The 21,322-nt window shown below is 65.4% G+C and carries 13 protein-coding genes; 6 read left to right on the plus strand and 7 right to left on the minus strand.

What is annotated here, in order from left to right:
* Window positions 1-17: 17 nt before the first annotated feature.
* Together B7X30_RS10650 and B7X30_RS10655 are read right to left on the minus strand one after the other, a co-directional pair.
* Window positions 18-3,005 (minus strand): formate dehydrogenase subunit alpha, encoded by a 2,988-nt coding sequence (locus B7X30_RS10650; protein ID WP_286730537.1) that lies wholly within the window; start codon window positions 3,003-3,005, stop codon window positions 18-20.
* Window positions 3,006-3,132: 127 nt separating this feature from the next.
* Entirely contained in the window at window positions 3,133-3,378 is a 246-nt protein-coding gene (locus B7X30_RS10655) for a hypothetical protein (RefSeq protein WP_013107347.1), read from the minus strand.
* Between the two features lie 206 nt (window positions 3,379-3,584).
* Between B7X30_RS10655 and B7X30_RS10660 the strand changes: the two genes are divergently transcribed.
* Together B7X30_RS10660 and B7X30_RS10665 are read left to right on the plus strand one after the other, a co-directional pair.
* Window positions 3,585-4,262, plus strand: a complete 678-nt coding sequence (locus tag B7X30_RS10660) for a hypothetical protein (protein WP_286730539.1) — start codon at window positions 3,585-3,587, stop codon at window positions 4,260-4,262.
* Complete coding sequence (locus B7X30_RS10665; protein WP_286730540.1) at window positions 4,259-5,611, plus strand: (Fe-S)-binding protein; 1,353 nt, start codon at window positions 4,259-4,261, stop codon at window positions 5,609-5,611. The genes B7X30_RS10660 and B7X30_RS10665 overlap by 4 nt, the downstream gene beginning before the upstream one ends.
* 103 nt (window positions 5,612-5,714) lie before the next feature.
* Here the strand turns inward: B7X30_RS10665 and B7X30_RS10670 are convergent, their stop codons facing one another.
* Window positions 5,715-7,205 carry an MFS transporter gene (locus tag B7X30_RS10670; RefSeq protein WP_286730541.1) on the minus strand — a complete coding sequence of 497 codons (1,491 nt, stop codon included), beginning with the start codon at window positions 7,203-7,205 and terminating at the stop codon, window positions 5,715-5,717.
* 353 nt (window positions 7,206-7,558) lie between these two features.
* Entirely contained in the window at window positions 7,559-8,533 is a 975-nt protein-coding gene (locus B7X30_RS10675; protein WP_013124393.1) for a sulfurtransferase, read from the minus strand.
* A gap of 590 nt (window positions 8,534-9,123) precedes the next feature.
* Between B7X30_RS10675 and B7X30_RS10680 the strand changes: the two genes are divergently transcribed.
* On the plus strand, window positions 9,124-9,585 hold the full coding sequence (locus tag B7X30_RS10680; protein WP_013107352.1) for a CZB domain-containing protein: 462 nt from the start codon (window positions 9,124-9,126) through the stop codon (window positions 9,583-9,585).
* Between the two features lie 134 nt (window positions 9,586-9,719).
* Window positions 9,720-10,142: a large conductance mechanosensitive channel protein MscL gene (mscL, locus tag B7X30_RS10685; protein WP_013107353.1), complete on the plus strand. Its 423-nt coding sequence runs from the start codon at window positions 9,720-9,722 to the stop codon at window positions 10,140-10,142.
* A 33-nt stretch (window positions 10,143-10,175) separates the two neighbouring features.
* On the opposite strand, the gene B7X30_RS10690 is transcribed toward mscL, so the two are convergent.
* From B7X30_RS10690 to B7X30_RS10700, 3 genes are all read right to left on the minus strand, one after another.
* Window positions 10,176-12,197, minus strand: a complete 2,022-nt coding sequence (locus B7X30_RS10690) for a CHASE2 domain-containing protein (protein WP_286730542.1) — start codon at window positions 12,195-12,197, stop codon at window positions 10,176-10,178.
* A 15-nt stretch (window positions 12,198-12,212) separates the two neighbouring features.
* On the minus strand, window positions 12,213-13,937 hold the full coding sequence (locus B7X30_RS10695; protein WP_286730543.1) for a FecR domain-containing protein: 1,725 nt from the start codon (window positions 13,935-13,937) through the stop codon (window positions 12,213-12,215).
* A gap of 79 nt (window positions 13,938-14,016) precedes the next feature.
* Entirely contained in the window at window positions 14,017-14,766 is a 750-nt protein-coding gene (locus B7X30_RS10700) for a response regulator transcription factor (RefSeq protein WP_286730545.1), read from the minus strand.
* Window positions 14,767-15,057: 291 nt separating this feature from the next.
* Between B7X30_RS10700 and B7X30_RS10705 the strand changes: the two genes are divergently transcribed.
* Together B7X30_RS10705 and B7X30_RS10710 are read left to right on the plus strand one after the other, a co-directional pair.
* Window positions 15,058-16,944, plus strand: a complete 1,887-nt coding sequence (locus tag B7X30_RS10705; RefSeq protein ID WP_286730547.1) for an autotransporter assembly complex protein TamA — start codon at window positions 15,058-15,060, stop codon at window positions 16,942-16,944.
* Window positions 16,944-21,137 (plus strand): translocation/assembly module TamB domain-containing protein, encoded by a 4,194-nt coding sequence (locus tag B7X30_RS10710; protein ID WP_286730549.1) that lies wholly within the window; start codon window positions 16,944-16,946, stop codon window positions 21,135-21,137. Before B7X30_RS10705 ends, B7X30_RS10710 begins: the two co-directional genes overlap by 1 nt.
* Window positions 21,138-21,322: the final 185 nt, after the last annotated feature.

Below are 21,322 nucleotides of genomic sequence, written 5' to 3' on the forward strand. Positions count from 1 at the left end.
TTGAGCGTGAGGGCGCATCAGGCGCGTTCGAGTTGGCAGACGGTGGTTTTGGTTTCCTGCATCATGGTCACCGCGTCGTAGCCGTAAGTCGTGGCCGTGTTGACCGCCTCGCCCAGCACGATGGGCGCGGCGCCTTCCGGGTAGTACTGGCGCAGATCCTTGCCCTGCCAGTGACCGGCGAAGTGGAAGGGGATGAACACGGTGGATCGGTCGACCGCCTCAGTGACGCGCGCGCGCACCTTGATGCGTGCGCCGGTGGGCGTGCTCACCCAGACGTCATCGCCTTCACGGATGTTGCGGTCGTTGGCCACCGCCGGATTGACCTGCACGAAGGCGAACTGCTGCAGCTCGGCCAGCCAGGGGTTGGAGCGGGTTTCGTCGCCGCCGCCTTCATACTCGACCAGCCGCCCGGAGGTAAGGATGAGCGGAAATTTCTTGACGATGTCGATGTTCTTGTCCTGCACCGTCTTGTAAAGAGTCGGCAGGCGCCAGAAGGTCTTTTTGTCGTCGTAAGTCGGATACTTGACCACCATGTCGGGCCGCACCGAGAACAAGGGCTCGCGGTGCTGCGGAATCGGGTCGGGGAAGTTCCACACCACGGCGCGGGCGCGGGCATTGCCGAAGGGGTGGCAGCTATGGTTTTTCATCACCACGCGGATGATGCCGCCCGATTGATCGGTCTTCCAGTTCTTGCCGTCGGCCAGCTTTTTCTCGGCGTCGGTGAGTTCGTTCCACCAGCCGAGTTTTTTCAGCAGGGTGGAGTCGAACTCGGGATAGCCGGTCTGGATGTCCGCGCCCTTCGAGGCAGAACCGTCCGCCGCCAGCAAAGACTGGCCGTCGCGTTCGACGCCGAAGTTGGCGCGGAAGTTGCCGCCGCCTTCCATGACATTGAGCGAGGTGTCGTACAGATTCGCCGTGCCCGGATGGCGCAACTCCGGAGTGCCGTAGCAGGGCCAGGGCAGACCGAAGTATTCGCCGTCGAGCTTGTAGCCGGTTTCCTTGTCGATGCCGCCTCGGGCGCGCAGAGTCTTGACGTCGAACACGTGCATATTGCGCATGTGCGCCTTCAACCGCTCCGGGCTTTGTCCGGTGTAGCCAATGGTCCAGACCCCACGGTTGATCTCGCGCAGGATGGACTCGGTTTCCGGCTCCATCATGCCGCCCTTGCCCGGCACCATCTTGTAGTTCTTCACCAACTCCTTGCCGAAGCCGAGCTTGTCGGCGAGCTGGGTCATGATCATGTGATCGGTGCGCGACTCGAACATCGGCTCGACTACCTTCTCGCGCCATTGCAGCGAACGGTTGGACGCAGTCACCGAACCCGAGGTCTCGAACTGCGTGGTGGCCGGCAACAGGTACACAGCGCGCTTGGGGTTGAGCGGGGCGTCATCAGACGGCATCGCGGCCATGGCGGCAGTGGCCGATGGATAGGGATCGATCACAACCAGGAGATCGAGTTTGTTCATGGCCTTTTTCATGTCGAGGCCACGGGTTTGCGAATTGGGCGCATGCCCCCAAAAGATATGGGCGCGCAGGTTCGGCCCCTGGTCGATCATGTCGTTCGGCGTGAGCACGCCGTCGATCCAGCGCGAGACCGTCATTCCCGGTTTGGTCATCATGCCCGGAGCGAATCGGCCCTTGATCCACTCATAGTCCACCCCCCAGACTCCGGCGTAGTGTTTCCAGGCACCCTCGATCACACCGTAGTAGCCGGGCAGCGAATCCGGGTTGGGGCCCACATCGGTTGCGCCCTGCACGTTGTCATGGCCACGGTAGATATTGGTGCCGCCGCCCGACTTGCCGACATTGCCCAGCGCCAGTTGCAGGATGCATGAGGCGCGCACGATGGCATGGCCGATGGTGTGCTGCGTCTGCCCCATGCACCACACAACAGTGCCCGGCTTGTTTTCGTGAAGCATCTTGGCGATGGCAAACGTGGTTTCGCCATCCACGCCGGAAACCTCCTTGACCGCATCGGGGTTCCACTTCGCCAGCACGTCCTCCTTGACCTTGTCCATGCCCCAGACCCGGGCATCGAGATACTGCTGGTCTTCCCACCCGTTCTTGAAGATGTGATAGAGGATGCCGAACACCACCGGCACGTCGGTGCCCGAGCGCAGCCGCACATGCATATCGGCCTTGGCTGCCGTGCGTGTGAAGCGCGGATCGACCACGATGACCTTGCAGCCGTTTTCCTTGGCGTGCAGCAAGTGCAGCATGGACACCGGATGCGCCTCGGCCGCATTCGAACCGATGAAAAACGCCACCTTGGAGTTGGCCAGATCGTTGTACGAATTGGTCATGGCGCCGTAGCCCCAGGTGTTGGCGACACCGGCGACCGTGGTGGAATGGCAGATGCGCGCCTGGTGATCGCAATTGTTCGTGCCCCAGAAGGAGACCCACTTGCGCAGCAAATAGGCTTGCTCGTTGCTGTGCTTGCTCGAACCGACGACAAACAGCGCGTCCGGCCCGCTTTCCTTGCGAATCTCCAATAGACGGTCGGTGATTTCCTGCAGCGCCTGATCCCAGGAGATGCGCTGATACTTGCCGTCCACCAGCTTCATCGGATAGCGCAGACGGTGATCACCGCGGCCATGATCGCGCAGCGCAGCGCCTTTGGCGCAGTGTGCGCCTAGGTTGAGCGGCGATTCGAATACCGGGTTCTGCCGCACCCACACCCCGTTTTCCACCATGGCGTCCGAGGCGCAGCCGACCGAACAGTGCGTGCAGACCGTGCGCCGGGTCACTACATTTTTGCTCCCGGCCGAACCCGGCGCTGGCGTATCGGCCGCGTCGGCCTTCTTCACCAAGTGCAGTTGCGAGCCGATCAAACCCGCTCCGAGCCCCAGCCCCACCCCAATGCCGGAGCGCCGCAGAAATGCACGACGGTCGATCGTCGGCAAGGCGCGGTTCAGGCTGCGCTTGAGCTGATCGACCCAGAGGGTCGAGGTGTCCGGGGACTTACCTTGGGTGTCCTTGCTTTCGGAACGACGAGTTAGCAGCATGTCTTCACTCCAATGTGATGCGTGGGAGCAGGTGGCGCGGCGGGCGAAACCCTAGCTTCAAAGGCTTGCCAGTAAGGCTTGCAACTGGCACCGCGCGGCAGATCGTATGGCCGCATTTGCCAGGCGTTCAAAGCCGGGTGGTGCGGTAGTAGGCACGAATGTGCTCGGTCAGGTGGTAGCCCGTCTGTTGCGTGGCGTCAACCTTGGGCTCTGCTGCCGTCTTGGTCAAGACCGGCTGCGCCATGGCATCCGCCCTTGCAACACTTGCGCCAAAAACCGCCGCCGCTACGCCGCTCATTCCTTGCAGTAGCGAACGACGCTTGATCGCAGTTGCCGTATTGGCGTCGTCCGGGGGCATTCGTTTTTCAGTCATTCGAGTCTCCTTGCGGCAGGCCGCAGTGGGCCGCGGGGTGTTGCGCGGCGCGATTGATTTTTTTATGCGAACTGTAGCCCTATAACCGCGTCAACTCAACGCAAATTGCAATGCATACAAACATCCGGATTCGCGAATAAACAATCGCTTGCACTCCACTGCTCCGCAGCCTAATATCAAAACCCTTACAAAGCAAAGGGATTTTCATGGACCTCCTGACCCTGGCGCGTGGCCCGTTACTTCTCGGCAGCGTATTGATCTTCGTGCTGGGCATGCTGTGGCGAGCGGCAGGGTTGATTCGCCGTCCAACCAAGCTGGCCACATCGACCCCGCGGCGCGTCCATGTGCAAGGCGCGATCTGGTTCACGGTCCTGCGGCATATGTTGCCGCGCGCTGGCACTCGTCCAAACCCGACACTTGCCACGCTCAACCCCTACTTCTATCACTTCGGCCTGGCCTTCATCGTGTTTGGCTACGCCCCACATATCGCCTTTCTTCACCGGCATCTGGGGGTGTCTTGGCCTGCATTGCCGGACGCAGTGATGTATCTCGCCGCGGGCGTCACCATCATCTCCTTGCTTGTGGCGCTTGCCATGCGCCTGATGGACCCGACTCTGCGACGGATCTCCAGCGCAGATGACTACATCTCCTGGGGCTTGCTGTTTCTGGTGATTTTCACGGGCATGGCCTTGATCGATCAGCCCTCCAGCGCCTATGCGGCGCAGGGATACTCCGCAGATCCCACCCGGCTGGCGATTCACCTCATGTCACTCGAACTGCTGCTGGTGTGGTTTCCCTTCGGCAAACTGTTCCATACCGTCAGCTGGTTTTTTGGCCGCGCCCAGTTCGGCGCATTCATGGCGCGTCGGGGAGTACGGGCATGATGAATCGCGAGATGTATGCACAGTTCGGCAACGCCATCGCCCATCTGGCGGAGCAAGCACCGAAGGTCGAGATGCCTGACGCGGAGCGTGTCAACCGTGCCAAAACGGTCATACTCGAAAAAATGGATCGCAACCTCGCGGTCGATCTCGAGAGTTGCGTGCGATGCGGCTATTGCGCCGACGCCTGCCAGTTCAGCGTGCAAAACGATGACCCTGACCTCATTCCGACGCACAAGCTCGATCTGCTGCGGCGCGTCTGGCGACGCGAAGTCGCCCCCCTGTCCTGGCTGTGGAAACCATTCACCCGGGATGTGAATGTCGATGATTTGCGGGAATGGCAGGCGCTGTGCTTCGACAGTTGCACCGAGTGCGGCCGTTGCAGCATGGTCTGTCCGATGGGCATCAACATCGCCCGCGGCGTGAACGTCATGCGCGAGGCGCTGGCCGCGGCAGGACTCGCACCAGACGAACTGCGCGCCGTGCAAAGCGAGCAAGACGCCCGCGGAACCGTGTTTGGAGCAGATGCCAGCCATCTTGCACAGGCCGTCGAAGTGGTTCGCGGCCGTGGAGTGACCGTGCATCTGGACAAACCCAAGGCCAAGGTGCTGATGCTGACGACGGTGCTCGACATCCTGTTGTTCCAGGACGCGCTCGAGGCGACGGCACGGGTACTGAACGCCGCCGGGCTGGACTGGACACTGCGCAGCAATGGTTATGAAGCAGCCAATTTCGGCTTGCTCTCCGGCGTAGAGGAGACGCAGAAAAAGGCGTCAGAAGCCGTGATCCGACAAGCCCTCGAGGTGGGCGCCGAAATGGTGATCGTGCCAGAGTGCGGCCATGCCTATCCGGCCCTGCGCTGGGAAGGCGCTGAGGTACACGGAGGTCCGCTGCCTTTTCGCGTGCTGGCCATCTCCGAGCTGATCGGGGAACTGGTGGAGCAAGGCAAGTTGCCGTTGCGCGGCGATGCGCACCAAACCCTGATGTTCCACGATGCCTGCAAACTCGGCCGACATGGCGGCGTGTTCGAGCAGCCGCGACTCGCTCTGCGCGCCACGGGAGCTGAGTTGTGTGAGCCGCGCGATACCGAAGAAATGAACTGGTGCTGCGGCGGCGGAGCGGGCGGATTTTTGATCAACCGTGCGGCACCCCTGCGGGCGCAAGCTTTCGCCATCAAGCGGGCACAGGTGGACAACAGCGACGCCCAGGCCATCGTCACCTCGTGCGGCAGTTGCCGACTCAACTTCCTGGCCGGTGCCGAGCAGACCGAATGGGACAAGCCTGTACTCAGCCTGGTTGAACTCATTGCCCAAAACCTCGTGGATCATCCCTCGCAGCAAACGCCGTCCTGATCCGCGCAGCAGGCCTGCGAGCCAAAAGAAAAGCCCGCTGAAGCGGGCTTTTCCATTGTGCGAGTCTGCCCCCGGCCCCGAAAGGCCAAGGAACCTATTCCGGTCAGTCTGCCGCGTAGATGTCGCGATCTTTGGTTTCCGGCAGGAAGAACAGGCCGATGACAAAGGTGCCCGCAGCAATGATGACCGGGTACCACAGGCCGTAATAGATGTTGCCGTTCTGCGCCACCAGAGCGAAGGCGATGGTGGGCAGCAGGCCGCCGAACCAGCCGTTGCCGATGTGATAGGGCAGGCTCATGGAGGTGTAGCGGATGCGGGTCGGGAACAACTCGACCAGCGCCGCCGCAATCGGCCCATACACCATAGTGACGAAAATCACCAGCAGCGCCAGGATGGCGATCACCATCGGCAAGTTCATCTGCGCCGGGTCGGCCTTGGCCGGGTAGCCCGCCGCCTTGAGCGCGGCACCGATCTCTTTCTTCAGCGCGGCCTCTTTGGCCTTGAATTCATCGGGCGGCAAATCCTTGGCGCCAACCACGGTGATAGTCTTGTCGCCAATCTGAATGACCGCCGGGCCGGTGCCAGACACGGTGTTGTAGTTGGCCGAGTTGGCCGCCAGCATCTGCTTGGCGATGTCGCAGGATGAGGTGAACTTCGCCGTGCCGGTGGGGTTGAACTGGAAGGTGCACTGCGATTGATCGACCGTGAGCGTGACCGGCGAGTTCTGCACCGCCCGGTACAGCGCCGGGTTGGCGTAGTGGGTGAGCGCCTGGAACAGCGGGAAGTAGGTCAGCGCAGCAATCGCACAGCCCGCCAGGATGATGGGCTTGCGGCCCAGCAGGGCGAGGATGACGTACTTCAGATTGCCCCAGCGCGCAAACGCCTCGGTCAGCGGTGCCTTGGACGCCTTGCCATCGGCCTTCATTTTGATGAAGGCAGGAGACTCGTTGAGCTTGAGTCGAATCCAGACCGATACGGCGAGCAGGGCGATGGACACGAGGAAAGGCACACGCCAGCCCCAGGCGTTGAACGCGTCTTCGCCCAGCAGGGTACGGGTGCCGAGAATGACCAGCAGCGACAGGAACAGCCCCAGTGTGGCCGTGGTCTGAATCCACGAGGTGTAGGCGCCGCGCTTGTTGGCCGGCGCGTGTTCAGCGACATAGGTGGCGGCGCCGCCATATTCCCCGCCGAGCGCCAGGCCTTGCAGCAGACGCAGCGCGATGAGAATGACCGGTGCAGCCGCGCCGATGGCCGCATAGTTGGGCAGCACACCGACGATGAACGTCGACAGACCCATGATCAGAATGGTGACGAGGAAGGTGTATTTGCGGCCGATCATGTCGCCCAGCCGACCGAACAGCAGGGCGCCAAACGGTCGCACGATGAAGCCTGCGGCAAACGCCAGCAGCGCGAAGATGAACGCCGATCCCGCATCCAGTCCAGCGAAGAACTGCTTGGCGATGATGGCCGCCAGCGAGCCATAGAGGTAGAAGTCGTACCACTCGAATACCGTGCCGAGCGATGAGGCGAAGATCACCTTCTTCTCGCCCGCCGTCATGGGGCGCGCTTTTGCGCCCATTGCAATGGAAGCCATGCTCAAGTCTCCTGGATGTGGACGTGGGCGTGGCGTCGCTGCTGGGTCTTCCACCCGAGGCCCGCAACGCAACGCATCAACCCCGCGGCGCCAACGTGTTACAGCACGTCACGGGAATGACGGATTGTTTTCAGCCTAGCTGACCATGCGCTGACAGTCGGGCGGATGAAAATCTAGGGAAAACACGAAGCTGCAGTGCAGCAATTTCAGGGCTGCGCACCTTTCTTACAAGTTTCATCGCATGAAATGACTCGCATCCGAACATTGTTGCATTGCGGTATTGCCGCATGCGCCAAAGCGTATGGACGAAAAAAAACCGGCACAAGGCCGGTTTTCTGGAGCTGCGGACTGGCTCAGCCAGGCAGGCCCACGGTGGGGTTGCCGAGGTTGGTCCACTCGTTCATCGAACCGGCGTAAAGCTTGGAATTCTTGTTGCCGAGAATTTCATGCACCACGAACCAGGCCCCCGAGGCCAGGTGGCCGGTGTTGCAGTAGGTGGTCGTCGGCGCGGTGTCGCTGATGTTGAAGTCGTGGAAGATCTTCTTGTAGTCGGCTGCGCTCATGAACATGGCCGCGCCATGATCATCCTTGACGATGGCGTCGATCGGGAACGACTTGGCGCCGGCCAGGTGGCCCGCCGTCTTGTTGATCGGCTTCTTGGCAATGCCCAGGTACTGGGCGGTCGGGCGGGCGTCGATGAATTGCTCGGTGCCGCTCTTCTCGCCTTCCTTGACATCATTCAGACCGGCCAACAGCGCCTTGTCTTCGCCCGTGGCTTTCCAGTCACCCATTTTCTTGGGCGCGGGCTTGATGCTCACCGGATAGCCGGCGTTGATCCAGGCGTTGGTGCCGCCGTTGAGGATGGCGATCTGATCGGCGGGCACGCCGAAATAGCGCATCTGGAAGTACAGGCGAGTGCCGCGGTCCATTGCGAACACGGCGTTGCCGGTCGGCACGATGACGTAAGGCTTGCCGCTGTTCACGCCTGCCGCGTCCATGACCTTGGTGAAGTATTCAGCAGTCGGCATCATGGCCTTGAGCTTGACGCCGTCGACCGTGCGCTCTTCACGAATGTCGTTGAAGTTCACCAGATCAGCGCCCGCGATATGACCGCCACTCTTTTTCACAAAATGGTCTTTGCCCATGACCGGCTCTTCGTCATAGGCTTTCATGCTGCCGCCGCCACGAATATCGATGACGGTGACTTCGCTCTGGTGCGCCTTCAGCCACTGGGGCGTGACCAGCGGGCCGGGCACGTTCATGGCGAAAGCGGCGTGGGCTGCGCCCATTCCAATGGCGGCTGCGATCAGGGTTTTGGCAAGTTTCATTTGGCTCCTCACGAGGTTGGTTTCTTCGCCGATCTCAGTAGTCAGCGATGGATAGTCGCCGCACCGACCGACCGGTCTGCGCGGCACTGCATGCGCCACCCGCAACCAGGCTCGGCGCGGGCGGTACGACATTCGGTGGATGCTTGTTTTCAGCGCAGTGGCGAAACAAACGAAACGCCGCTGCAGGATGTCTCCAGATCGTTGTTTTTTTCCTCAGCCCTGCGGTGCCGCGAACGCAGCACCACAGTGCACTCCCTGCTCGATGGGGCGGCGTCATCCGGGGTACAACCGCATCACGCCTAGCCAAGCCTTACAGCAACGAGGAGCAAAACTTGGATGACTGCACTTTAAGCAGATGTCAACGCGGAAACTAGGGCCAGTATGTATCAACTGTGACCTGGCGTATCGGCGGCGCGCTTTGCGGGGCACCGGACATTCTGTGCAAAAAATCACACTTGACTGAATACAAGCGTAAAGCGGCCCGCACATTCCTAGACCGACCCTGAGCCTGATTTTTAAAGTCCTTCTCATGGCTGGCGGCAACCGCCCCGGCATGTTGCGTTCACAACCTCTCTCAAAAAGGACAACTCATGGGACTTCTCGCTTGGCTGCGCCGCCACGACCTCGGTCTGCTTCCCGCCACCGACACTCACCTGGCCCCCGAAATCGACCCGGAAGAAGACCACTTCGACGGGCTCTATCTGGGGCAGGCGGTGCAAGGCCATCTCAACTGGAAAAAGCGCCTCAAGGCCATCATCGTCGACGGTCAGCAAGATGATGTGGACATCGCCTCGGTCGCCGTGGACGATCAGTGCGCTCTGGGTCAATGGCTGCATGGTCGCGCCAAGGGCCGATACGGACACCTGCCCGAATATGCGCGCCTGCGAAAGATGCACGCCGAGTTCCACCTCGCTGCGGCGCAGGTGCTGCTGAGCAGCCGCAACGCCCAGCGCGAAGAAGCCGAAAAATTGCTGCGTGGCCCGTTCAGCGCCCTGTCTGATCAGGTTCAGCTGGAACTGGTGCGGTTTTACGCTGCGGCGCGGCCGAATTGATCGTTCCCGGGCGATAGACTGTAAAAAACCCTCTAAAACAGGGTGCGGCGCTAGGGAATTGCCCATTTTTCCCGCAAAATCCGCGCCGTGCGTGAGGTATTCACGCCCTTCCCCCACCGGTTGAGGAGCCCCGTATGTCCCTGATGAAAGATTTCAAAGAGTTTGCCGTCAAAGGCAATGTGATCGACTTGGCCGTTGCCGTGATCATCGGCGGCGCGTTTGGCAAAATCGTCGAATCGCTGGTCGGCGATGTCATCATGCCGATTGTTGGCGCGGTCATCGGCAAACTGGATTTCTCCAATCTGTTCATCGTCCTGGGCAAAGTGCCCGCCGGTACCGAAATGACGCTGGCGGCGCTCAAAAAAGCCGGCGTGCCGGTGCTGGCTTATGGCAGCTTCATCACCGTGGCCGTGAACTTCATCATCCTGGCCTTCATCATTTTCATGATGGTGCGCATGATTTCCAAGCTCAAGCACGCCGAGCCGCCGGCCCCCCCCGCACCCACGCCGGAAGACACCGTGCTGCTGCGCGAAATTCGCGACGCGCTGAAGAAGTAAATCAAGGTCTGTGCCCCGTCAGGCCGCCAACACTCAGGCTTGCCGGGGCAGTTCGACCCAGAACATCGCCCCCTCTCCGGGGCGCGATGTCACGCCGGCAGCGCCGCCATGCTTTTCGGCCACCAGCCGCACGTAGTAAAGGCCTAGGCCGGTGCTGCCTGACAGCGGCGTGCCCGGCCCCTCATGGGCGCGGCTGAAGCGCTGGAACAGCCGGGCCGACTGCTCCGGCGTCAGCCCCGGCCCCTGATCCCGCACCCAGAAGCGCACCGTGTGCGGCGCGAGCGTGGCGCCGAGGATCACCTTCGAGCCTGCCGGGCTGTGCTGCACCGCGTTGCGCAGCAGATTGGTGGTCAGACGCTCCAAGGCGTCGAAATCGCCCCGCACCCAGATCGGATCGTCTGGAATTTCTCGGACAAAGCGCACCCCTTGCGCCAGCGCCTCGTCATAAGCGAAGTCGGCGGCCTGATGCAGCACCGCGCCCAACTCGATTTCGACCAGGGCCGACGGCTCCAGCGACTGCGCGCGCGACAGATCGAGAAAGCCTTGTGAGAGGTTCAGCGCACGGCGAAGCTGGGTGAGCAGGCGGTCGCGCGCCGCAACATCTATCTTGCCGGACTGCAGCAGTTGCACGGCGCCAGCCAGCGGCGCGCGCACGTCGTGGCTGATGAAGGCCAGCGCATCGTCGCGGCGGGTTTGCAGATCGCGCAAACGCTGCTGCGCGGCCTGCACCTCCAGAATGCGGCGTTCGAAACTCAGTCGCTTGTGCTTAGCGGATGCATCGCCTTCTGGCGACTCGCGCACGGTGCGGCGCAACTGGCGCAGCTCACCGTCCAGATGGCGTCTGGCCGCCTCCAACCGCCGCCAGCCCCACAAAGGGTAGGCGGAAAGCGCCGCGACCAGCGCCCCGCCGGGCGCGACCCACCAACCCGTCAGCATTGGCAGCGCGGCAGCGGAGCCCACCAGAACCAGCCCCCAAGCCACGCTGGCGATCAGCCCGCCCAGGGGCATGAGCCGCGGCAGCCAGAGCAAAGGCGCGAGCGCGAGCAGCGCCGTGATGAGCAAACTCCAGACCAACGAGACGGTACGGATGAGCGTGCCATCGCGCAGCGCGATGAGGGCGTTGGCCAGCACTTCGACGCCAGGCATGGGCGCGCCCTGCGTCGTCACCGGGGTAGCCAGAAAATCGCCCAGACCCGCGGCGGTTGCGCCGATCAGCACCACCTTGCCGCGCAAAGCGCCGGGCGGCACGACGCCGTCGAGCACCGCGCTGGCGGACAGTCGCGGCACCGTACCGCTGGGGCCGACGAACCGCAGCCGCCGCTGGTCGGCGGCGGCCAGGGCGTAGGGATGGGACGGCACGGCGCTCTGCGCGGGCCGTGGCGCGCTGCCGCGCACGGGCTGATGGGCGATGGTGAGCAGGGTCTGCGCCATGAGAGGCCAGACCGGCGCGCCCACGCCCTCCCAGAGATAGACGCTGCGCGCCACGCCATCGCCGTCGAGCTGCACGCCGATGCGGCCCAAGCCTGCCGCAGCCGACGCAAGCTGGGGGATGGGCAGGCCTTCAACGATCTGCCCGCCGCTGCGCAGACTGTCGAGCACCACCGGCAGCGCCACCTTGCCGCAGGCCTGCAACGACTGAGCCAGCGCGGCGTTGCCCGCCGCGTCGCTGCCCGCTTCGGTGAAGGCGATGTCGAGCCCGACCGCGGCGGCGCCCGCGCGGCAGACCGCATCCACCAGCCGGGCGTCGGTAGCGCGGGGCCAGGGCCAGGCGCCCAGCCGGTCGAGACTGTGCGAGTCGATGGCGACGACGACCACGCCCTGCGGCGGCACGACCGGCTGCAGCCGCTGCCCCAGATCGAACACCAGATGATCGATGCGCTGCAGCACCCCGCTGAGGCTCAGACCGAGCGCCAGAATCAGCAGCAGAGCGCCGATGCGCAGAATCTCCAGTCCAGGTCGCCAGCGGGCCGAGCTCGCCGTGCCGGATTCAGCAGACCGAGCCAACCGTCCGCGAGACTCGCCGAGGCGCAGCAAACGCGCGAATCCGGTTTTCACAGCGGCTTCACGACGTCACAGGGCGGGCAGCAAAGGAATCAGCAGCAGCCAGAGGTCGGGATAGCGCGGCGGCACATCGATGACCTGCACCACCGGCGGCCCCTGCGTACCGTCGCTGTCGTCCACCAGCCGAGCGCCGAGGTAACGCTTGCCCGAAGACGGCCGCGGCAAGGTCAGCGCGCCGCCCGGCGTTTGCATCTGCGCCAGCGCCGGTTGCAGGTTGGCGTGGTCAGACAGCGTCAGCGCGTAATGCTGTCCTGACGGCGCGGCAGGCAAGTCGAGCAGCAGATGATCGCGGTCGAACCGCATCGTCGCCTTGGCCAGATCGGCCGGACCGGGGCCCGGCACATAGCGGAAGGTCTGCGGCGGGCTCCACGGCCCCTGCCGCCCCTGCGCGTCGATGCTGGCCACGCGCCAGTGCCAGACGCCCGCAGGCAGATCGGCGGGCGGCGTCCACTGCGCGCCCTGCTGCTCGACGTCGTACAGCGGCCGCGCGAAATCGTCCTGCGCGGCCAGTTGCAGACGGGAACGCGCCACGTCCAGCAACTCCGACCAGGCCAGCCTGGGCCGCGCCACACGCACCGTCGCACCGGCCGCCGGGGCGGTCAGCATCGGGAAAAAAGGCCGCGCGAACACGGTGAAGGCGTGCGACGCGTCCTGTCCTTGCAAGCCGTTGGCGTCGACCGCGCGCAGCCGCAGCACATAGCGGCCGTTGGGCAGATCGGCCACATTGAGGGTGTTGCCGGTACTGGTTTTCTGCACCAGCACCTGCGCGCTATCGCTCTCGGCCAGCACCTGGCCGAACCACGACACCGCCCCGGCCTGCGCGGGCAGGGTGAAGCGCAGCGGGAGCTGTTCAAACAGGCTCGGCAAGGCCGACACATCGGGCGGCGGCAACAGCCGCACCGGCGGCAGCGGCGGCTGCCCCGTGCGCGCCAGCGAACCCATGCCCGCATCCACCCGCACCTGCGCGCCCGCAGCCTGCAGTTCGACCGCGCCGCCCAGGGTTTCCTCCCGCGTGGCATCGGCGCCCGCTCCGACGCGGAACTGCGTGCCGCGCACCACGGCCTGGGCCGACGGGGTGAGGATGCGCAGATTCTGATTGGGCAGGCGGCGTGGGTTGTCCTGAATGTCGATCTGCCCTTGCTGCAGACGCAGCCGGGTATCGGCCATCAGTCCGTCGGCGTAGAGGCTCAGCGTGTCGAGCGTCAGGGTGCTGCCGGGCTGCAACGCCAGACGGGTGCCGTTGGCCAGTTCGATGACGGCGCTGCCCGAATCCGGCACCTGTAGCTGCGCGCCGGCGGCCAGGGTCTGGCCCGGTTGGGCGTCTTGCCAGGCCTCAGTCGCCTGCGCCCGCCAGCGCACCGCGCCGAAAGCCTGCACCAGTTGCGCCTTGGAGGGCTGCTGGCGCAGCAGGCCGGCGGGAAACAGCAAGACGGTGCCCGGCGGAATCTGCCGCGGGTTGCCCACCCGGTTGTCGCGCTGGATCTGCGGCCACTGCGCCGGATCTCGCAAATAGCGCTGGCCCAGACCGATGAGGGTGTCACCCGGCCGGACGGTGTAGCGCCACATCGGTTCGCCCGAGACACTGGCTGCGATTGGTGCAGTTTGCGCCAGCGCCAGAGTCGGCACCAGATTCTGCACCATCAGCCACGCGAAAACAGCCAGCAGCAAAGCGCGCAGGCGGGGGGATTGGCGGGCGGAAAGACGGGTGAAAAACAGGGGGGTCGAGAAACGCATCAGAGTCACATCCGGTTCGAGCCGCCGACAAAAAGCGGCAAACCGACATTCTCAGCCCGGACGCGTTCAAGCGTCGGGTTCAATCGTCGAGTTCGGGCGGCACGGTCAGCGGCCCTTCGTCGGCGCTGCGGGCGCGCTCCAAGCGGTAGCCACGGCCATAGACCGACACCAGGCGCCAGCCCGATTCCGGCTGCAGGCGTAATTTGCGCCGCAGGGCGCTGACATGCACGTCCACCGTGCGGGTCTCGACCTCCGGGCGCAGGCCCCAGATGGTCTGGATGAGAAAGTCGCGGGTCAGCAGGCGGTTGACGTTCTGCAGAAAGTGCAGCGCCAGATCGGTTTCGCGGTCGGTCAGTTCAACCCGCTCGCCCTGCACAAAAATCTGACGCCGCGAGCAGTCGGCCTCGATTTCGCCCAGACGCAGCCGCGCCGCAGGCAAAGTGCTGCCCGAGCGACGCAACACCGCCTGCAGCCGCGCCAGCAACACCGGGCGCGACAAGGGTTTGACCAGATAGTCGTCGGCCCCCGACTCCAGCGCCTGCACCACATCGGTTTCGGCATTGCGTCCGGTGAGGAAGATGACCGGGGGCACGTTGGCGCCCAGTTGCAAACGCAGTCGGCACAGCACATCCGGCCCGCTCAGGCCGGGCAGCATCCAGTCGAGCAGACAGGCGTCGGCGCCGCCGCGCTCGACGGCGCGGGCGAATTCCTGCCCGTCCGTGTAGTGCTGTACGTCATATCCAGCTTCGCGCAACCAGTCGGAAACCTCGTGAGCAATGAGCGGATCATCTTCCAGGTATGCAATACGCAAGGCGAGAGTGGGTGGCACGGTTGAACTGAAAAATGTCATGCGGCTTGACAGAGATAGAGCAGAGGCGGAAGTCAAGGAAACCTGGGGCGACCTGGCGTTTTCTTGAGAAAACCGTGAATATGTTCACACTCCCAGGGGTTGTCGGCAAGTAATGTCAGGGCATGCTTTACAAAGTTCACGCCGGGAATCGACCCGGCGCAAGCTTGAAACATGATTTAAGGACGGATGCGGACTGGGCGCAGCCCGGCCCTGGGGGCGCTCATGGGCCTGCCGACGCCGCCGACGACATGCGGCATGAATAATGCGGGCATGCATCGAAAACCGGCCAGAACGACGACCGCCGAGCACCAGATCGGGCTTGGCGGAGCCGCTTTGCCGAGCGCCATCGCCTTTTTCGGCTTCGCGCTCGGCGCCTTCTGCGCGGTTGCGGTGCTGGCGTGGCCGCAGACTGCGGCGGCACAGACCGCGAGCCCCTCACCTGCGCCGCCCGCTTCGGCAGCGCAGGCGGCCGCGCCCAAGTACGAGGTCGAGCTCGACGTGCCGGAGGACTTGCGCGCCCTCTTATCTAACAATCTTGATCTGTTGCGCTGGCGCAACTTTCCGGGATTGCAGGCCGATCAGGTCGAGCGGCTGGCCGATGAGGCGCCCGCCCAGGTGCAGCGCCTGCTCGAAACGCAGGGTTATTTTTCACCGCAGATCACGGTGCGGGTCGATTGCCCCCCGGAGGCTGATGGGACAGGGCCGATTCGTGTGGTGCTGAGCGTGAATCCGGGCGTGGCCACTTTGGTGCACGCCGTCGAGGTGCAGGTCGACGGCCCCGACGGCCAGCCGGATGCCGCCCTGAGCGCGCGGCTGAGCCGCACCTGGACGCTCAAGCCTGGCTCGGTGTTTCGCGATGCCGACTGGGAATCGGCCAAGTCGCGGGCGCTCTCGAGCCTTCTTTCGGGGCAATGGCCGGCTGCGCGCATTGCCGACAGCCGCGCGACCATCGATCCGCAAACACATCAGGCCCGCCTGCTGGTGCGGCTGGCAACCGGCGCGGCCTATCGGTTCGGCCCGCTCCACATCACCGGGTTGCAACGCTATCCGGCCAGCATCGTGGAGCGGCTGGCGCCGATGCGGCCGGGGCAGCCGTATTCGCAGACCGCGCTGCTCGACTATCAGGCCGCTTTGCAGAACAGCCCCTACTTCCGCAATGCCGTGGTCGATGCCGATGTGCGTCAGGCGCAGGACGGCGTGGCGCCGGTGGATGTGCAGGTGACGGAAAACCGGGCGCAAAAACTCAGTTTCGGCGTAGGGGTGAGCAGCGATACCGGGCAGCGGGTGCAAATGGGCTGGCGCGATCTCGACTTTCTGGGGCGCGCCTGGCGGCTGTCGAGCGAGGTCAAGTTGCAGACGCGCGAGCAGAGCGGCAATCTGCGGCTGGCATTCCCGCGCACCGCGAATGGCTATGACGACAGCCTCACCCTGTTGCAAGACCGCACCGACATTTCCGGCCTGGTCACGCGCAACAGCAGCATCGGGGCGCTGCGCGAGCGCACGCGCGGCCACATCGACACCGCACTGGCGCTGCAGTATCAGGCTGAAAGCCTGCAGCCCGCGGGCGCCGCCTCCAGCGAGGTGCATGCGCTGAGCCTGAACGATAGCTGGACGTGGCGCGACATCAACAGCGTGCTCTATCCCAGCCGCGGCGCCATCATCAATCTGCAACTCGGCGGCGCCAGCAAGGCGCTGCTGTCGTCGGCCAACTTCATCCGGCTGTATGCGCGCGGGCTCGGCTACTTGCCCATCGACCGCAGCAACCAGCTGGTTTTTCGTGCCGAGGCGGGCGCGGTGCTGGCCAATGGCGCCAGCGGCATTCCGCAGAATTTCCTGTTTCGCGCCGGTGGGGCCAATTCGGTGCGCGGCTATGCCTATCAAAGCCTGGGTCTGGTGCAGGGCGACGCCATCGTCGGCGGCCGCTATCTATTTACCGCCAGTGCCGAGTTCGATCACTGGTTCACCCGCCAGTGGGGCGGCGCGGTGTTTTACGACCTGGGCAACGCGGCCGATACCTGGGGCGCGCTCAAACCCGTGCGCGGCTATGGCGCGGGCGTGCGCTGGCGCAGCCCGGTGGGGCTGGTGTCGGTCGATCTGGCTTACGGTCAGGCGGTGCACCAATATCGCCTGAACTTCAGTGCGGGGCTGTCGTTCTGATGACCGAGCCGACCGCACCCACCCCCGCCCCGCCGCCCAAGCCCCGCCGCCGCGGGCCGCGCCTGCTGCGCGTCTTGCTCTGGGTGCTGACGGCCACAGTCGCCGTGTTAATCGCCGCCGCAGGCGCCATCGCCTGGCTGGGCAGCGAGAGCGGTCTGCAGTGGTTGGCCACGCGCACGCCGCTGCGGCTGGGCAGCACGCAAATCACCCTGAAAGACGTGCAGGGCAGTCTGTGGAACTCGGTGCGCATCGGCCAACTGCAGCTCACCACCCCCAGCTCCACCACCCTCCTGCACGACGCCCGGCTGCGCTGGACGCCGACCGCGCTGTGGCAGCGCACCCTGCACATCCAGAACCTGAGCGCGCAGCGCATCGACGTGACGCCAACCCACGCCGCCGCCTCGACCGGCGCGCCGCAACTGCCCGCCAGCCTGCGCCTGCCGCTGCGTATCGACATCGACCATCTGGCCGTCGGCGCACTGCAGATCGGCCCGCCAGGGGCGTTGCGGTCTTACGGCAGCCTCAGCGGCCAGATGCACTACGGCCAGGGCCGCTACCGCGCGCAGTTCACCGCCCTCACCCCCTGGGCCCACGCCCAGCTCAGCGCCAGCCTGGGCGACGCCGCACCCTACGCGCTGCAGGCGAGCCTGAGCGCCACGCACATCGGCCTGCCCGGCAAGGCGGCTGAGCGCAACGCCGCCGATCTGCGCGCCCACGGCGCCCTGCGCGACTTCACCCTCGACGGCACCCTGCAAATGGACACCGCCCGCGCCCGCCTGCAGGCCCGTCTCACGCCATTCGATGCCACACCGCTGCGCAGCGCCCGGCTCAGCTCGAACGCGCTCGACCCCTCGGCCTTCGCCGCAGGGCTGCCCCGCGCCGCGTTGAATGTGCAGCTCGATCTCGGCCCGTCGAGCGCGCAAAGGCTGGTGGGCAGTCTGCGCGTGCGCAACACCCGGCCCGGCCCGATCGACCAGCAGCGCCTGCCGCTGCACAGCCTGAACGCCACCCTCACGGGCGATGCGCAGCAGGCCAGCGCGCACGATTTGCTCATCGACCTGGGCGCTGGCGGGGAAATCCGCGGCACGCTGCATTGGGCGCAGCCCGTGCTGCAGGCCCGCCTGCAGGTCGCGCAGCTCAACGCCCGCGCGCTCGACGGCAAGCTGGCCGCCACCCGCCTGTCCGGCCCGGTGGCGATCGACGCCAGCGCGCAACAGCAAAGCGTTCAGGCCACCCTCAGCCAGCCGGGCTGGGACGTTCGGGTGCAAGCGCAGCGCCAGGGTGACACCGTGCACCTGCGCCAGCTGCTGCTCTCGGCGCTGGGCGGCCGTCTGGAGGCCAGCGGTACCCTGTCCACCGCAGGCACGCAGGCTTTCGAGCTGAGCGCCCGGCTGCGGCAGTTCAACCCTGCGCAATTCGGCGCCTACCCCCAGGCCGCGCTGAACGCCGACCTCACTGCAAGCGGCGCCCTCGCCCGCCGTCAGGCCAAGCTCGCGCTGCAACTCGCTCCAAGCGTGTGGCGCGGCCACACCTTCACCGGCCACGCCCGGCTCGCGCTCGACCCGCAACGCCTGTGGGACGTGGACGCCGCGCTCACCCTCGGCGCCAACCAGCTCAGCGCGGAAGGCGCATTCGGCCAGCCCCGCGACGCCTTGCAGTGGGCGCTGCACGCCCCGCAGCTCGCGCAGATCGACCCTGCCCTGCAAGGCAGCGCCCAAGCGCAGGGCCAGTTGCAAGGCGGCTTGCAAGCGCCCTCGGGCACCGTCTCGCTCCAAGCGGACGAACTGCGCTGGGCCAACGCGCTCACGCTGCAACACCTCAGCGCCCGCAGCACATTTAGCACCTTCAACACCGGCCGCGCACCTGCCGCCACCGCCTTGCCAACCGCAAGCACCCTGCTCAACCGTCTCGCGGGCTCGCTACAGCTCGACCTCGACGGCCTGCGCTGGACCCAGAGCGCGCAAGCCGTGCAGATCGGCAGTTTGCACACTCAGGCGCAGACCACGGCCGGGCTGGGCGGGCAACTGCAACTGGGCGCCCGGCTGCAAGACCTGCGGATCGCGTCTGCCGCAAAAAGCAGCGCAGAAAAAGTGATCGATACCGCGACCCTGAACATCGCGGGCACCCGCGCCCGGCACACTCTGCTGCTTGCCGTCAAAGGCCAGTTGCCCCGGCCCAACGCCACTGCGCCCACCGCGCCGCCCTCGCCGCTCGATTTGCGGCTGAGTGCTGCGGGCGGCTGGCACGGCGACCTGCAAGGCTGGCGCGGCCAGATCACCACGCTGGAAAACACCGGACCGGTCGCGCTCAAACTCCAGGCTCCCGCAAAGCTCGATCTGGCGTTTTCCCCGCTGCGGCTGCAAGTTGAGCATGCCGCTCTGAAGCTGCAGGCCGGGCTGATCGATCTGGACAGCCTGCAGTTCGCCCCCGGCGTGTTGCGCACCGCGGGTCGTCTGCAGGCCGTCCGCACCGCCGACCTGCTTGCCCTGGGCGGCATCGCCCCGGCGCGGCTGCGCGACATGCTGGTGCTTTCGGGCCGCTGGCAGATCGACGCCGGTGCAACCGTGAACGGCCAGATCCATCTGCAGCGCGACAGCGGCGATATCGCGCTGCAACTTGCCGCCCCTCCCGCCAAGCCCGTTGGCGCCGTCACCCTTGCCCCGACCTGCGACGCCACCTTCGGCGCCGCCGCATCGCGCGGCGGCTTCATGCCGCTGGGCATCGGCCAGCTGGTGCTCGACATCACGGCGCAAGACAGCCGCGTGCAGGCGCAGGGCGTGGTGCAGACCGCCATGGGCACGGCGCAGGCCAGCTTGGCCACCGAACTCAGCCGCCGCGGTGAGCTGTGGGGCATCGCGGGCAGCGCACCGCTGCAGCTCGACGCGGGCGCCGACATGCCCAGCCTGGCCTGGGCCGCGCCGCTGATCGGCTACGACTATCGCGCCGAGGGCCGACTGCAACTCGCGGTGCAAGGCCGAGGCACCTTGGCCCTGCCGCAATACAGCGGCAGTCTCGATGGCCGGGCCCTGCGTCTGGCCTGGCCCGCGCAAGGCCTCGATCTCAAAAACGGCGTGCTGCGTGCCCATTTCACCGGCGACCGACTTCAGCTCGATCAGCTCCAACTCCAGGGCGGCAAAGGGCAGCTCACCGCCAGCGGCGACGCGCGGCTGCAAAACGGTCTGCCGCGCGCGACCCTGGACCTCAAGGCCGACAAGCTGCAACTGCTCAGTCGGCCCGACCGACAACTCGTGCTCAGCGGCACGGCGCAGGCCCGGCTGGCCGACAAGGTGCTGGCCCTCACCACCGACCTCACCGCCGACAGCGCCGACATCGCCCTGCCCCGCACCACCGGGCCCACGCTAAGCAGCGACGTGGTCGTCGTCGGCCAGACGCCGGCAGCAAGCAAGCCCGCGGCCGCCATGCCCAGCGCCGTGCGCTTCGATGGCTCCTTCAACCTGGGCTCCAACTTCCACCTCTACGGCCAGGGTCTTGACGCCACGCTGGGCGGCAGCGTGCGCGTGCGCGCCGACAACGGCGCCACGCCCACGGCGACCGGCAGCATCGAAGTCGTCAAGGGCGAATACACCGCCTACGGCCAGCAATTACAGGTGACGCAGGGCCGCATCAACTTCGCCGGGCCGGTGGACAACCCCGGACTGAACATCACCGCCACCCGCCCCAACCTGCCCACCGGCATCGAAGTCGGCGTGACCATCAGCGGCAGCGCGCGGCGCCCGCTGGTCAAGCTCAGTTCCACCCCCGCCATGCCCGACACCGAAATTCTGTCGTGGTTGGTGCTGGGTCAGCCGCTCGACCAGGTGGGCGCGTCCGACATCGGGCTGCTGCAGACTGCGGCAGCGGCGCTGCTCGGCCCCAGCGAGGGGCAGCCGCTGCAAACCCGGCTGGCGCACGCGGTGGGGCTGGACAGCATCAGCGTGCAAAGCGCGTCCAGCAGCACCGGTACGAGCAGCACCAATGGCACCGCGACCGCGGCATCTGGCGGCGTGCAAAGCACCATCGTCACGCTGAGCAAGCGCCTGTCGGCCGACACCCTCGTCACCTTCTCGCGCGGAATCGACGGGGTATCGAGCATTTTCACCATCCAGCATCAACTCACCCGGCGGCTGTCGGTACAGGCTCAGACCGGCACCGAAAACGCGCTCGATCTGTTCTACACCTTCGAGTTTCAATGAACTAGGGCCTGTTAACGCTATTTATGCCCCCGCGCCGGGGGTCTGGGCGGAGGCAATGCGAGGCGCAGGCCGCGCCGTGGTGTGTGGCACCACAAGCGGACTGCAACGTGGCAGTGCGCCGCCCAGACCCCCGGCCCGAAGGGTTGCCCCCAGACGGGGCGTCTGCGGCGTTGTCGGTGCGAGGC

It is taken from the genome of Thiomonas sp. 13-64-67 (genome assembly GCF_002282795.1).
Classification (GTDB): domain Bacteria; phylum Pseudomonadota; class Gammaproteobacteria; order Burkholderiales; family Burkholderiaceae_C; genus Thiomonas; species Thiomonas arsenitoxydans.

What these genes read in the sequence shown, in the direction of transcription:
- B7X30_RS10650 (WP_286730537.1), bottom strand. Translation starts at nt 3,005, where the DNA reads ATGCTGCTAACTCGTCGTTCCGAAAGCAAGGACACCCAAGGTAAGTCC.
- B7X30_RS10655 (WP_013107347.1), bottom strand. Translation starts at nt 3,378, where the DNA reads ATGACTGAAAAACGAATGCCCCCGGACGACGCCAATACGGCAACTGCG.
- B7X30_RS10660 (WP_286730539.1), top strand. Translation starts at nt 3,585, where the DNA reads ATGGACCTCCTGACCCTGGCGCGTGGCCCGTTACTTCTCGGCAGCGTA.
- B7X30_RS10665 (WP_286730540.1), top strand. Translation starts at nt 4,259, where the DNA reads ATGATGAATCGCGAGATGTATGCACAGTTCGGCAACGCCATCGCCCAT.
- B7X30_RS10670 (WP_286730541.1), bottom strand. Translation starts at nt 7,205, where the DNA reads ATGGCTTCCATTGCAATGGGCGCAAAAGCGCGCCCCATGACGGCGGGC.
- B7X30_RS10675 (WP_013124393.1), bottom strand. Translation starts at nt 8,533, where the DNA reads ATGAAACTTGCCAAAACCCTGATCGCAGCCGCCATTGGAATGGGCGCA.
- B7X30_RS10680 (WP_013107352.1), top strand. Translation starts at nt 9,124, where the DNA reads ATGGGACTTCTCGCTTGGCTGCGCCGCCACGACCTCGGTCTGCTTCCC.
- mscL (WP_013107353.1), top strand. Translation starts at nt 9,720, where the DNA reads ATGTCCCTGATGAAAGATTTCAAAGAGTTTGCCGTCAAAGGCAATGTG.
- B7X30_RS10695 (WP_286730543.1), bottom strand. Translation starts at nt 13,937, where the DNA reads ATGCGTTTCTCGACCCCCCTGTTTTTCACCCGTCTTTCCGCCCGCCAA.
- B7X30_RS10705 (WP_286730547.1), top strand. Translation starts at nt 15,058, where the DNA reads ATGCATCGAAAACCGGCCAGAACGACGACCGCCGAGCACCAGATCGGG.
- B7X30_RS10710 (WP_286730549.1), top strand. Translation starts at nt 16,944, where the DNA reads ATGACCGAGCCGACCGCACCCACCCCCGCCCCGCCGCCCAAGCCCCGC.